The 14022-nt window shown below is 41.5% G+C and carries 8 protein-coding genes; 1 reads left to right on the forward strand and 7 read right to left on the reverse strand.

Going from position 1 to position 14022, the window contains the following annotated elements:
• Nucleotides 1–234: 234 nt before the first annotated feature.
• Nucleotides 235–3765 carry a family 43 glycosylhydrolase gene (locus BM107_RS07015; RefSeq protein ID WP_090981673.1) on the forward strand — a complete coding sequence of 1177 codons (3531 nt, stop codon included), beginning with the start codon at nt 235–237 and terminating at the stop codon, nt 3763–3765.
• Between the two features lie 326 nt (nt 3766–4091).
• Here the strand turns inward: BM107_RS07015 and BM107_RS07020 are convergent, their stop codons facing one another.
• The 7 genes from BM107_RS07020 to BM107_RS07050 all read right to left on the reverse strand — a co-directional run bounded on the left by BM107_RS07020 (nt 4092) and on the right by BM107_RS07050 (nt 13992).
• Complete coding sequence (locus BM107_RS07020; protein WP_090981674.1) at nt 4092–4277, reverse strand: CsbD family protein; 186 nt, start codon at nt 4275–4277, stop codon at nt 4092–4094.
• A 56-nt stretch (nt 4278–4333) separates the two neighbouring features.
• Nucleotides 4334–4723: a hypothetical protein gene (locus BM107_RS07025; protein ID WP_090981676.1), complete on the reverse strand. Its 390-nt coding sequence runs from the start codon at nt 4721–4723 to the stop codon at nt 4334–4336.
• A gap of 129 nt (nt 4724–4852) precedes the next feature.
• Entirely contained in the window at nt 4853–5434 is a 582-nt protein-coding gene (locus BM107_RS07030; protein WP_090981678.1) for a hypothetical protein, read from the reverse strand.
• Nucleotides 5435–6284: 850 nt separating this feature from the next.
• On the reverse strand, nt 6285–8204 hold the full coding sequence (locus tag BM107_RS07035) for a glycoside hydrolase family 43 protein (protein WP_090981680.1): 1920 nt from the start codon (nt 8202–8204) through the stop codon (nt 6285–6287).
• Between the two features lie 73 nt (nt 8205–8277).
• Entirely contained in the window at nt 8278–8958 is a 681-nt protein-coding gene (locus BM107_RS07040; protein WP_090981682.1) for a DUF3823 domain-containing protein, read from the reverse strand.
• An 8-nt stretch (nt 8959–8966) separates the two neighbouring features.
• On the reverse strand, nt 8967–10799 hold the full coding sequence (locus BM107_RS07045; RefSeq protein ID WP_208864348.1) for a RagB/SusD family nutrient uptake outer membrane protein: 1833 nt from the start codon (nt 10797–10799) through the stop codon (nt 8967–8969).
• Between the two features lie 61 nt (nt 10800–10860).
• Complete coding sequence (locus tag BM107_RS07050; protein ID WP_090981684.1) at nt 10861–13992, reverse strand: SusC/RagA family TonB-linked outer membrane protein; 3132 nt, start codon at nt 13990–13992, stop codon at nt 10861–10863.
• Nucleotides 13993–14022: the final 30 nt, after the last annotated feature.

Raw genomic sequence — 14022 nt, forward strand, 5'->3', positions numbered from 1 at the left:
ACTATTATCTGCTTTTGATTTAAAGCCGTCGTCAACCTGAACCGCACTTAGTAGGCTTATCGATGGTAAGCTATCGTTTAAGATGATGTTTAAAATCTGCATTCGGAGAATGAATGGTTAAAATATTGATACAATGTATTAATATGCAACGGAAATTTAGTTTGTACATCAGTTATATTTACAGGCATATTTTATAATGGCTGGTTTATACGGCCCCGGTATAATCTTTAATCAATGAAGAAAAAATACATAAAGTTATTCATTTTATTGCACTTATGCTTTACTGTTCAGGCTGCAATGGCTCAATATGCGAGCGAGGCTATGGTGCATGGAAATCCGATTATACCAGGGTATTTTGCAGACCCAACTGTTAAAAAATTCGGAGATACCTATTATATATATGCCACAACCGATGGAAATGGCGGTGGTTTTGGTCCCTCTCAGGTATGGACATCCAAAGACTTTGTAAACTGGACCATGCAGGATATGAACTGGCCAACCACGCACCACTATTGGGCGCCGGATGTAACACAGGGGGCCGATGGCAAATTTTACCTGTATTACTGTCAACCCGTAGAGATTTTCGGTGCCTCATCTCTGAGCCCCGTTGGGCCGTGGACCTCGCTGTTGCCTACAGGCAAACCGATTGTGTCTAATTATATGGTGCCAAATGTGATTACACTTGATGGACAGATTTTCAAAGATGACGATGGCCAATATTATATGTACTGGGGTACCTGGGGGATTTATCCTAACCACGGCTGTGGTGTTGGCCTGTTGAACGCAGACATGAAGTCATTTGCCAAGCTGGGCCAGATTCCCAATACTGATGCAAAAGAATTTTTTGAAGCTCCGTTTGTGTTTAAAAGAAAAGGGATTTATTATCTGACTTATTCATCAGGATATTGTGAAGATGGTACGTACCGGGTTCAGTATGCCACAGCAACTAATCCGATGGGCCCGTTTAAATATGGTAAAAACAATCCTATTTTAGCTACAAATCAAGATGGAACGGTGCATGGGCCGGGCCACCAATCTGTATTGCAGCAGGGTGATGATTTTTACCTGGTGTACCACCGGCATAATAACCCGCATAATGACGGCGGTTACCACAGGCAGGTAGCTGCAGATCAAATACAGTTTGATGAGGAAGGAAATATACTTAAGATTGTGCCTACCCATACCGGAATCGGCTACCTCGCCAAAGATGTCAATCCACATCCAAATTTAGCTCTAGGTAAAAAGGTCTCTGCATCTTCCAGCTATGATGAGAATTTTAAAGCGGAATTTGCCTTTGATGATAATAACGGAACCTTATGGAAAGGTAAAAGCAATGTAGGGCCTGCCTGGGTGCAGGTAGATTTGGGAAAAGTATATCCTGTTAAAAGCGTTCATACACAGTTTGAATATGCGACCTGGTATTATCAATATAAAATCATGTATTCGGCTGATGGAAAAAACTGGAAAGTTTATGCCGATCGCAGCAAAAATACCCGGCATGGAAGCCCGATGATTGATTTTGGCGATGTTAAGGCACGATACCTCCGTACAATGGTTTTACACACAGAATATCCGGGATTGAATAAAGCCATATGGAATATCAAGGTTTTTGATCATGCAGAATACCAACCTGTAATGCATACCAAAATTAAAAAATGGGAACCTTTAAATGCTTTTGAACCCAAAGGTTTGTTAGTGGATCTGTCATTAGATCATCTCCGGGCAAACGCCGTGGTAACCAATGTTCAAAATACCGGGAAGTTGGGTGGGGATTTTTCGGCTGTCGGACCAATTAAACCCCTTACCTCGATGATTGGTGGTAAAAAAGCGTTGTTTTTTACTGGCCGTGAGCGCTTATCCTCAACAGCACCTGCACCAAAATCGCTGCTTGGAAACAGCAGCTATAGTGTGAGTATGTGGGTTTTAAATCCGGAAATTGGTAAAGAAGAAACCATTGTATCCTGGACAGGGCGGGGCGGTGTTGATTTAAGTAATGCAGCGGTTGGTTATGGGAACAGTAAAATTGCCGGTGCCATCAACCATTTAGGTTGGGCAGATTTAGGCTATAAACATGTGCCAAAAGCCAACGAATGGCACTTGATCAGCGTTGTTTTTGATGGGACAATGGAACGGATTTATGTAGATGGGGAATTGGACAGAACCGAGAGAAGAATGCTTTTTATCAATAACCTTAAACATTTTCTGATCGGTGGAAATGAAGATGGAAGTGCAGGATTTTCTGGGGCATTGGCGTCTTTAAAAATTTATGATATTCCGCTAAGCCATGAGCAGGTTAAAACTGCCTATAAAAAAGGACTGCCGAATAATACCCCGCTGTATGTTGAAGCTAAAAATCTCGACTATGGCAGGTTAGATCAGTGGACCAATCACGGAGCTGCTTTAGGACAACTCGTAATTGAGGGTAAAGCAGAAGTTGCGGATGTAAACGGAAAAATAGCGGTGAAGTTAGATCATGGAGGACAGTTACTTTTAGGAAGTGAACTGGTGAAAAAACTAGATTTTTCAAAACCTTTTAGTGCTATTTTTTCACTGTACGCGCAGGCTGGTGCAAAAACGGATTTATTTTTTGGCCATAAAACGACAAGCATCGTAAGCACCGGAAAATGGCAGCAGGTAATCTGCACCTACAATAAAGGAAAATTTAAGGTTGTCATCAATGGTGAAAGGATTGAAAATATCGATTTGCCAGGCCCACCAAAAAATCAGCGTGTTTTAATGGGGGCAGCAACTACAGGGGATCCGGTAGCCATATCTGCTATGGCTGCATTTAATTATGCGCTTGATTATAATGCCTGTAAGCAGGAGTTTGATTTTTGGAAACGCACACAAAACAGCAAGCTCGTTAATGCGTCATTTGCTTCAAAACCAGCAGCGGTTACACCCAATATGGTTTATATGGCTGCGAATAAACCAACATTACCAGGTACCAGTTTTGAGTATCTTTTTCAACAAGATGGAGATAAAAACACCCCGAAATGGCTAAAATCTTCAGCTTATACAGATTTCTCTGTTTCACCTCAAATGCGCTACGCTTATACCGTAAAAGTTAGAGATAATTTTGGCAATATTAGCCTGAATTCCTTGCCGGCTATGGTTACAACAGATTCTACACTTTTTATCATCAGAAAACAACGCGGATCGGCCATATCAATTCCGGCAGGAGCGGATGCTTTAAAGGGTACTTCCTGGGATGGTTTTACCGGAAATGCTGACACTGTAGCCCAGCAAGCCGGCGTGTTAAAATTGGTGTCGCACCATACATTCTGGGATGGATCAATGCCGGCCGGACCTTTTGCCTACCATCAGGTGGAAGGCGATTTTGTTGCAGAAGTGTTGCTGTCTGATATGTTAGGATTCAACCAGAAGAAAGCTTATGGCGCAAACGAAGCCGGTTTAATGGTTAAAGAGCCATCTAATGCCAAAAAACTTTTACAAAATGGGGTAATGCCTGGCTGGGGAATTGGGAACATTATAACGAATTTAATTGCCGGCGAACGCAAACAAGTGAATAACCTGGCAGGATGGAACTTTTATCGCCATTTGCAGATACAGCGGCAGGGAAATCTATTCTTTTTGCGTGGCAGCCATGATGGAAAGGCATGGGTAGATCTTCCCGGCAGTCCGATAAAAAGGGATGATATGAGCAGTGTTTTAGAGGTTGGTGCTTATCATGCTACTTACGGAGACATTTCCGGTTATGCATCATTTAGTGATTTTAAGGTTATCCAAAAGAAAAAAGAATGATACTGCTTCTAACTTATTTCGTATTAATCGGTTGATTTTGGATTTGACTGCTTGCCCAAAATTTGCGGAAAACGACCATTTAGAGGATCCACTGGTAAGGTCGTCATTCTCGCGCATGCGGGAATCTTAATGCAAGCCTTTTAAGATTCCCGTACGATGACTATTGGATCAAGCTGGAATGACGACCTCTTGGCGGATACTATTCACTTAAATTTATCTACCATTCCTTTTGATTTTTTCAGAATAAATGATTCTTCTGGATGACATTTATACCAATAATCATATTACCTCACTTTGGTTGAAATGAAGATGTGTATGATTGTTAACTACAAAGATTTTAGCCAATCTATAACCTGTTCGCGGGTTTTGCCTGTTTTTTGCTGTAGTTTGCCATAAAGTTCATCATCTTTTCCCTCCTCATACTTTAAATCATCTTCGGTTAAATCTGCATAGGCCTGTTTAACTTTTCCTTTAAGTTCATTCCAGGTACCTTTAAGTTCTAATTTGTCCATTTTTTTTATTTAAGATTTAGTATTTCAGTTTATTTTTTTTGAAAATTGGCTGTTGCTTACTTGCTGTGAACATCTTTAGCGGCATATATGCTATCTACCAAATATCTGCTAAATCCCCTCCAGGGTAGGCTACTCTTATATTCCTTGTAATGCAGTTCATAAAACTTGCCACTGTTTCCCATCATTTGTTTCGCAATATTTTCATCGGTTACAGAAAATTCGAACTCATTGTTTTCCAACGTCCCCATTTGTCTGGAACGAACGCCACTTTGAATCAGTTTTCCCTCATTGGTTTTGAAAATATATCCTTTTTTAACGATGTAATTCAGCTCTCCGGCTTTCACTCCTTCACCAAATACAAAGAAGTAATGATAATAAATCAGGCCGGAAACCAGCACAATGCCAACTACTGCTGCAATGGTTCCGATTTTTTTTCCTGTAGTCATTGCTTAAATCATTTTGTTAAGTTGTTCTCATGTAAAGAGCGTATAGTGGATTTAGAAAACCCTGAGACCATCGTCTTTACTTTAAAAAAGAAACTGCTTCCTATAGAAAGCAGCTTCTGATTTTTAGACTTAATTTGCAACGTCTCTTTTAACTTTGTTTGCCGTTCTCTGTCCCGGCAAATAAATCTGAAATCCGAAAGACAGGTTCAGGTTATTTTGGGTTGTTGCACTTCCAAAACCAACCAGCCCATTGTATTTTAATAAGGTTTCGAGGCCAATGTTTGGTGTAATGAAATAGGCAAAACCCGGCCCAACGCTTAAATTTAAGCCATTTGTGTTGCCACCGCCATTGCTTACATTAACACCGCCAATACCAACAGTAGCTTCTGCAAATAAACGGCCATGGCGTAACACTTCAACATCTTTTCCGGTATAATAGCGGCCTAATGCACCAACTCCGTAACTGGTGGTTGTGCTGGAGTTTTTAGCCGTTTTTAAACCGAAATTTACATAACCACCCACCGCTACATTATCCTGTATAAACCAGGCTGCTTTTGGAGTGATGTCTACACTGAATATTTTTGGATCATCTAAACCAAGGTTGATGTTGGTTAAGTTGCCTCCAACCATTACATTGCCTTTTTGGATTTGGGCATTTGCCGCAAAAATGGTAGTTGCAGAGATAATTGCTGTTGCTAAAAATTTTTTCATGATTGATAATTTATTATTGATTAATATAAGGTGAATTCTACTCGACGTTTTTCCTGACGGCCCGTAGCAGTTTTATTGCTTGCCATCGGTTGACATGGACCATAACCTGTTGCCTCAATGACTCCAGGTTCTTAGAGATTGTTTGCAAATCTTTTTGAAGTTGTTGGCGTTTCCAGCGCAAGCAGCTGAGTTGATAAACTTATCAAGGTGATTAACATCGTAAATTTTGTAAAATTATTATTCATACTGTTCATTTTTATAGATGGAATAACAGAGGGACAATATGAATGTTTCGGTTTTGTTACATAAAAATACTCCTAAAAGGAGTGGCTTGTTTGGTTTCCAAATAGGAATTGATTAAGTATTTAACCAGTTTTGCGATGTAATGGGTGTAGACAAATTACAGCGATTGCTACTTGTGCTAGCATTAATTTACTTTTCTTGACCAGATTGGTTGGCTAAAAGATTCTTAAACGGGCTGCTATTGAAGACTCAGATCGGATGGTCTTGATCTCGACGGAGCAACACGAAGCACAGCGTTTTAGACCAAATTATCTAAATTGAATTTAAAAGATTGCTTCGCAGAGCCTTCGCGCGTTTACGCTGTGGAGTTGACGATATCCGGCACTATGCAATTCCTTAAAATCATCTTAAATCCGGCTTAAAATTTCGGAATCAGCTGATGCCGTAAAGCAACTCCATTTTTTGCCTTCTTTCAGTCCTTCGGGTTTGAATAGGTTTCAGTTTGTTAGCAATACCAAAATAACTGGCTACCCTGATTTGAGGTGGAGCGCCTGTCATTACGTGAGTAGCTTTTACAGCAATAGCACCATTTGAGCTAATATATTGTTTAGTGCGTGGGTTTTATGGGGATAATGTTCCCTGCGTTATCGAAATACATGCGGTCCATGCAAACTTCACGGTTAAACCCTGCTGCATCGCCCATGTTTATGCCGTCAGGATAATTGAATCTGTGGTAAATGATATACCATTCGTCTTTACCCGGAATCTGCAGCACAGAATTATGGCCCGTTCCAAAAATACCGGATTCGGGATTTTTCTGCAGTACGAGGTTATTTTGCTGAATGCTGATTGGACCTAATGGAGATTTTGACGTTCCATAACGTACACGGTAATTCTCACTTCGGGTATCATCTTCTGACCACATAAAATAATAGGTACCTTTTCTATAAAATACATAACAACCCTCTCTGAAAGTTTCATCTGTTTTTAAAACCTTGGTCGAATTAGGTTTTAAAGAAATCATATCCTTATTTAGTTCAGCTACCGCCAGGTAACCGTTCCCCCAGTAGAGGTAGCTTTTTCCTGTTTTGGGATCAGTAAATACGGCTGGATCGATTTCTTGCCCGCCTTTAATTCCTTCAGGTTTAAAGTTAATCAGCGGCCTCCCGGAGTCTTTAAAAGGGCCTGTAGGGAGATCTGATGAAGCTACACCAATTTTTTGGGCTGCAGTAAAATAGTAAAAGTATTGATAGTCTTTTCCTACCTTTTTTTCGGCAATAGTGGGTGCCCAGGCATTGCGGTTACCCCATTTTACATCTTTTTTCAAGTCGAGGATAACGCCTTCATCCTTCCAGTTTATAAGGTCGGTAGAGGAGAACGTTTTGAAATAATATCCGCCCCAGCCGTCGAAACCGTCGCTGGTAGGGTAGATGTAGTATTTTTTAGTCTTGTTGGCATAAAGTACATCCGGGTCGGCATAAAAACCGTCGAGCACCGGGTTTTTAGCGAGTTTTAGTTCCATGCCTGACGGAATTCCCCATTTAGCGGTTAGGTTTCGCAATTCACTGCGCGAAATTGGAATTATGGTACCATGACGGGGATGGAAATCCATTTTCACCTCATGATCAATCACTTTAAAGCGGTCTAAATCTGTACTCTCACAAAACTGGTATTTACCCTTGCCATACACATCATACATCAGAATATATTTATCTGATCTGTTGAGCTTAAATACTGCCGAACCTTCAACAGCATCGCGGGTTTGTTGTTTATAGCCTGGTTGTTCAATCCATCTTCCTGAAGTTAGGGAGTCGGTAAGGGCGAGTTTAATTCCGTTTCCATTGCCCTCAGTTTTATAGAACAGGTGGAAGATTCCGTTTTTGTTGATGATATCGCCATCAATACACGATTTGCCATTTTTTGGACTAAACAACACTTTAAGTTCCTCTTCAAAATCGGTGAAGTCTTTATTGGCATAGGCATAATAAATAATATCAGGGCCGGTGCCATGCTGCATCGAGAAGTAAACCATGTACTTTCCTTTAGCGGGATCAAATATGGTTTGGGGTGCCCATACGCGTTTAAGGTCGTCGTGGCCTTTAAAGCGTTTCTGGATATTGATGATGCTGTGTTTCCAGTTAATGAGGTCTTCTGACTTTAATAAAGTCATCGCCCGGTTAGAATCCCAGCCTTTTGATGATGTCATATCAGTTACCACCATATAAAAAGAACGACCATCTGCCGAACGTAAGATATGGGGATCGCGGATGCCACCGGTAGAACTGATCTGTTTCGAATCGAGAACAGGTTCATTGTTATTCAATGCACGGTAATTGTAACCATCGGTGCTGATGGCAAAGCAAAGGGCTTCGTCTTTTACTGCATTTCCTTTAAAATAGGTAAATAGATATCCTGCAAAATCTTTTTCCGCCGGCCCTGATTTATATTCCTGACTGAATAAATTTCCAATAAAAGCAAAATGTAAAAAAGAAAATAGGATCAGGCGTTTACATGGAAGTCTTTTCATATTTAAAGGATTGAGTTGATTACTGGTATTTAATAAACAGGGTGTAGTGAATTAAAACCACACCCTGTTTATATTATTTTAAAGCTATTTTTTGCACAGGTGAGTAAACATACTCACCGGCAATTGTGGTTTTTACACCAATTCTTGCGTAAATAAAGTCAAGCGATTTAAGGTTGTCGGGAATATCAGCCGACAATGTTGTTTGTGCGCCAAATACAAGTGAAGGAACACTTCCGTCTACCCGAACTTCCCGCTGAACCTGATCGGTTAAAACCGATTTTCCCAGGTAGAGGCGTACCAGTTCAACATTGGCAGTGGCAACCACCTTATTCACAACAAAATTTGCATTGATGGTGTTTCCGGACTTTTGAAAGGTTTCATTGGTGATGGTAAAGTAAGGCGTTACTGGCACATCAATATTGGTGTTTTCTGTAAGATTTACCCTGATCGTGTCAGTGGCCTGTTGCAACCAGGGCGCATCAGCACGACGTACCAATTTGTACTGGCCGGCAAATAATTTTGAGGAAAAACTACCATCCTGATTCATGTACACATAAATAGGTGATTTGAGCGGATAACCATTCTGCCATAATTCTAACTGGGGGCCATTGTTACGAACACTCACTGCTTTTCCCTGATAAACCACTTTTCCGGATAAGGTTAATTCCGGAGCGTCGAAATTGTCGTATTCGCTGCAGCCGGCCAGAAAGATACTGGCTGCTGTTATGATTGTTAAAAATCTAAATTTCATCATCTGAATAATTAATGGAATGGATTGCGAACAATTTTAGGGTTATTGTTCAATACCGTTTGATCAATTGAAGAGTAATAGTTCGCCATACGGAAGAACCTGGCACGGCGGAAGCGGGTTGGGCGAACGCGTGCGTAAATGTATTTGCCATTATCCGGATGTCCAGGTCTGACTACGCGGTAAGAATATAAACCCATTACTACTGCATTGGGGTCGGTTTCTGAACCATCCCATACGATGTGTGCAATGCGCCATCTTTTCAGGTCGAAATAACGGTGATCTTCAAAAGCCAGCTCAATACGGCGCTCATTTCGGATGATATCATTTGTAAGGGCACTTAAACTATTTGCCGGAAAGCCGGCACGTGCACGAATTGTATTAACATATCCTAAAGCTTCCGGACGTCCTAACTCAAAAGCGGCTTCGGCAGCATTCAGGTAGATTTCGCCAAGGCGGAACCAAGGCCACCAGTTTACAGCCGATGTACCACGTGTACTGGCCGCAGCGGCGTCACTCACCATTTTACGGATGTAGAAACCCGTATTGCTTACATCTACGGCATCATCTTTAGGTCCATCAAAACCTGTCCAAACCTGATTATCCGTGTAATTTCCACCGAGTACTGATGAGGTAGTTAACTGATAACTACCGTTATTCCATACGGCTACTCCGGCTTGTATTCTTACTGCATTGTTTTTGAATGTTGTTCCGGGATAAATAACAGTTCCATATAAACGACCATCCTTGTTGGCAAAAATATCAGCAGGGTTAGCATAAGCAATGTAATTGCCACTGGCATCCTTATCTTTTAAAGTACCTTTTGTTCCGTCTAAATAATCGAAGCTCTCTACCAGGCTTAAGGAAGGTGAAATTGCTGATGAAGCTTCGTTGTCCTCCGTCATGCTTTTTATGATGTTATCATAAGTAAAACGATGTACCTTGGTGCCAAGGGCAAAATCTTTTGCAAAGATGACTTCACTCACAGGTTTTTTGTTCAGCATATCATAGAAGTTCGCCCCTTTATCAGGATTGGTATTGTATAATGCATACGGACCAGCGATTACTTCTTTCGAAGCTGCAAGCGATTTGTTGTAATAATCTGTAGCCATTGAAGCTGGGATACCCACCTCGCCACCAGTGGTGCTGATTGGAGCCGCCATTAAACTATTGTATTTAGCGATGGAAGCGGCATAAAGCATAGCCCTGCTTTCCAATGCTAAAGCTGTATACTTATTGGCACGTGTGGGTATACCGTTATTGCCTGACAGGTCAGCTTTAATTTCTTCCAGTTCTTTATAAATGAAATCGTAAACTTCTGATTCCTTTGCTCTCGGAACCTGTAGCGGACTGGGGTCGCCACTAAAATCGTAGATGAGTTGTTTTGTTACTAATGGTACGCCACCCATGCGTTTTACCATTTCGAAGTAAACGAAGGCACGCATAAAACGCATTTCGCCTATATAGAGGCTTTTTTGAGCGGGTGTAAGTTTTGCGCCCTGAGCAGTGATGTTTTCAATGGAAAGGTTAAGGTCCCTGATCAATCCATAATCCCAGTAACGACCATAATCGTTGCCATATTGAAAGTCATTTTTGCCGTTCTGATCGCGCGTTCCCGACCACATGGCATCGTCCAGCTCGGTCATTCCGCCCGTATTAAAAACACCATGTAAAGAAGGCAGGCGGTTATAGTAATTTGCCAAAAGTGAAGTGATCAGATTTGGATCGTTCCACAATTGTTCATCGGTAATGGTGGTTTTAGATTCGCGGTAAAACCAGTCATCGTGTTTGCAGCTGTTCATGGTTAAACCCGTCAACAATGCAATCGCTATATAAATTTTTTTCATCTTAATCAATTTTTAAAGGTATTGATCAGCCTGATGCAGCCTGATATGAATTTACCTTTGTTTAAAATGTTATGTTAAATCCTGCCAGAAAAACCCTTTGCTGCGGATACACTACTGCTGCTGCTGCTTCAATCTCCGGATCGATCTGGAAATCTTTTACGTTATCGAAAGAAATCATATTCGATCCGTTTACATAAAAGCGGATTTTTTGCGCTTTGATTTTGTCGGCAATTGTTTTAGGCAGGGTATAAGCCAGTTCCATATTTCTTACACGTAAGTATCTTACATTTTTAAGCCAGAAACTGTTATTTCTGCTGTTTGGCCCCGAATTACCATTACGGATTGCCGGGTAATAGCCCGGAATCCAGGCACTTGTCGGGTCGTAAGGATCAGCCCTGTGCCACCTGTCTTCCAGTAGATAAGCAGGTGAGTTTCCACCACCATGAAAGGCATTTCTCAATTCATAGTCCTGATTCCATGACTGCATGGCACCACCGGCTAAATCAATGTTCAGATCGATACCTTTATATGATAAACCAATGCGACCTCCGAAAGACATCATTGGTGCCCAACCGGTAGGATAACCAATCGGACGCTGATCAAGGTCATTGATCACGCCATCGCCATTTACATCTTTGTAGATGAAATCTCCCGGTAATTGATTTCTGTTATTGTTGCCATCGTTGTTAATCGGGTAATTACGGATTTCTTCTTCAGACTGGAAACGGCCTACAACCTCGTAGCCCCACCAAATGCCGCCCCAACGGTTTTCAGATGAATTGGTATATTCGTTATACGAATTGCTAAAACGTGGCTTATATGAATCAAGTACTTTATATCTTGAAAAGGTAAAGTTTCCGCTCACTGTGTAGTTCAATTCGCCAACTTTACTGGCATAAGTAATAATACCTTCTGCTCCGTAGTAACCATTGCTGTTTAAGTTCTCATTCGGTAACGTATAACCGATTTCAGATGGTAGGAGTACGTCGTATTTTGTACCCGGATAGCCCGTGCGAATAATTTTAAACGCATCGGCTGTAAGGGTTAATTTATTATCAAACATCCCAACATCAATACCTACGTTATAGTTGGTATTTTTTACCCATGAAAGGTTGCGTACAGGAAGCCCCTTAGGTTGAATGCCCGGATAATATGCTCCGTTTAATACAGCATTTCCTGAATTCCAGTTATAACCTGATAAGTAACCATGCATGCCTACGCCTTCTTCCAATCCGGTTTGACCAACAGAGACACGAAGTTTCATATCATTTACGACCCCTTTTAATGGCTTGAAAAATGGCTCATCAGAGATCCGCCATCCTAAACTCCCGCCTGGGAAAAGTCCCCATTCTTTACCCGAATAATACAGGTAAGAACCATCATAACGGCCTAATATTTCCAGTAAATATTTCCCTTTGTAATTATAATTGAAACGACCAATGAAACCTGCTCTTGCTTCGTAAAGCCATTCATCGCCTATACCACTCAATTCGGAAATGGTATTTACCAGCGGAATATAGTTATTGGTAGGGTTTGAGCCTATTGTGGTCAGTGTCCTGTCCCAGTCTGAACGCTCATAACCGCCCATTACCGAGAAATTATGGTCTCCGATTTGTTTGGTATAATCTAACTGGAATTGTGCCGACCTCGCTACCGCTACACGGTCGGTTTTATAGCGCCATCTTGAATTGGTTCCGTTACTGCGGACGTAGTTGCCATTGTCATAACGGTAAACATCGTAGGTATACTGAAATCCATCAAACTTATTATTGGTATAATTATAAGAAACGAGACCTTTTGCTGAGAGGCCAAACTTTGTTTTATACGAGGCGGTTAAATTAATATTACCACTCATAAAGCTGTTGTCTTTATAACCAGCAATGTCCCGGCTAAAGATTGCAGGATTATAGGCAAACTCGTTGGTTTGATTCGGATATAAAGGATTATCATTGGCATATGGCCCAACGGTTGGCCTGTTTTTGAAAATGGCCAGAATGGAAGAAAAATAACCGTCTCCACCCGGTAACCCCACATCCTGTGTTTTTTCCTGACGGGCAGAAATCTGGGTGCCAACGGTAAGTCCTTCAAGTACCGTTGCTTCCAGGTTGGCCTGTAGGTTGGTGCGTTTATAATTGAAATCCTTAATCATGGCATCCTGTTTCAGGTTACCAACCGAGAGGAAGTAGTTTGAGTTTTTTCCGCCACCGGTAATGTTGGCATTGATGTACTGCTGGGGAATATCCTTGCGGATCACCATGTCGGCATAATCATAACTTTTATAACCGGGTTCAGTACCTGCCTGCCATTTGGCAAGTTCTGTTCGGGTATATACCGAGCTTGGGTCGCGGCCTTCATTTTGTGCTGCTTCTACCAAACCCCGTGTGTATTGTGCCGCGTTTGCCATTTCAGGGAAACGGGTAAGGTTTTGCCAGCCCAGATAACCATTAACATTAATTTTTACCTTTTCGTCTTTTGAACCTTTTTTGGTTGTAATTAAAACTACCCCTTTTGAAGCTCTGAAACCATAAACTGCTGCAGCTGCATCTTTAAGAATAGATATACTTTCAATATCTTCCAGGTTCAGTGAGTTAAAAATATCAGCACCTGATGCATTTTGTGTACCCACCCAGTCGGTTCCGGTTTGACCGCCATAAGCTACCCCATCAATTACAAATAAAGGGTTCCCCATGTTACGGATTTCGATACTGGCTCCACGTCCCGGACGGGCATCTTTAGCGCGTACAGAAACCCCCTGTACTTTACCCGCTAATGCACCTGCTGTACTGGTAGAAGAAGTACGTACCACATCTTCGGCTTTCAGGTTACTTACCGCACCTGTAATGTTTCGTTTAGATTGTTTACCGTAACCTACTACCACCACATCTTCCAATCCCTGATTATCGGGTTCCATTTTGATTGTGAATTGCGTTTTATCGCCAATGGCAATGGTTTGGTTTTTGTAACCGATGTAAGTAACCAGAAATGCGCCTTTGCTCGTGGTGAGCGTAAAACGTCCCTGGGCGTCGGTAGTGGTGATTTCTTTGGGTAAAGTACCTTCAACTACAATGGTTACGCCTACCAGCGGATCATTGAGTTCACTCAGTACTTGTCCGGAAATCTTGCGTTGCGCAAATGAGTAATAGGGGATTCCCCATACCACAAGGCATAAGAAGAAAATTTTCAGGATTCTCATGTTATATTTGGTTTTGTTTAAAAGTGTTTT

Origin of the sequence: Pedobacter suwonensis, from assembly GCF_900111825.1 — a bacterium.
Lineage (GTDB): Bacteria > Bacteroidota > Bacteroidia > Sphingobacteriales > Sphingobacteriaceae > Pedobacter > Pedobacter suwonensis.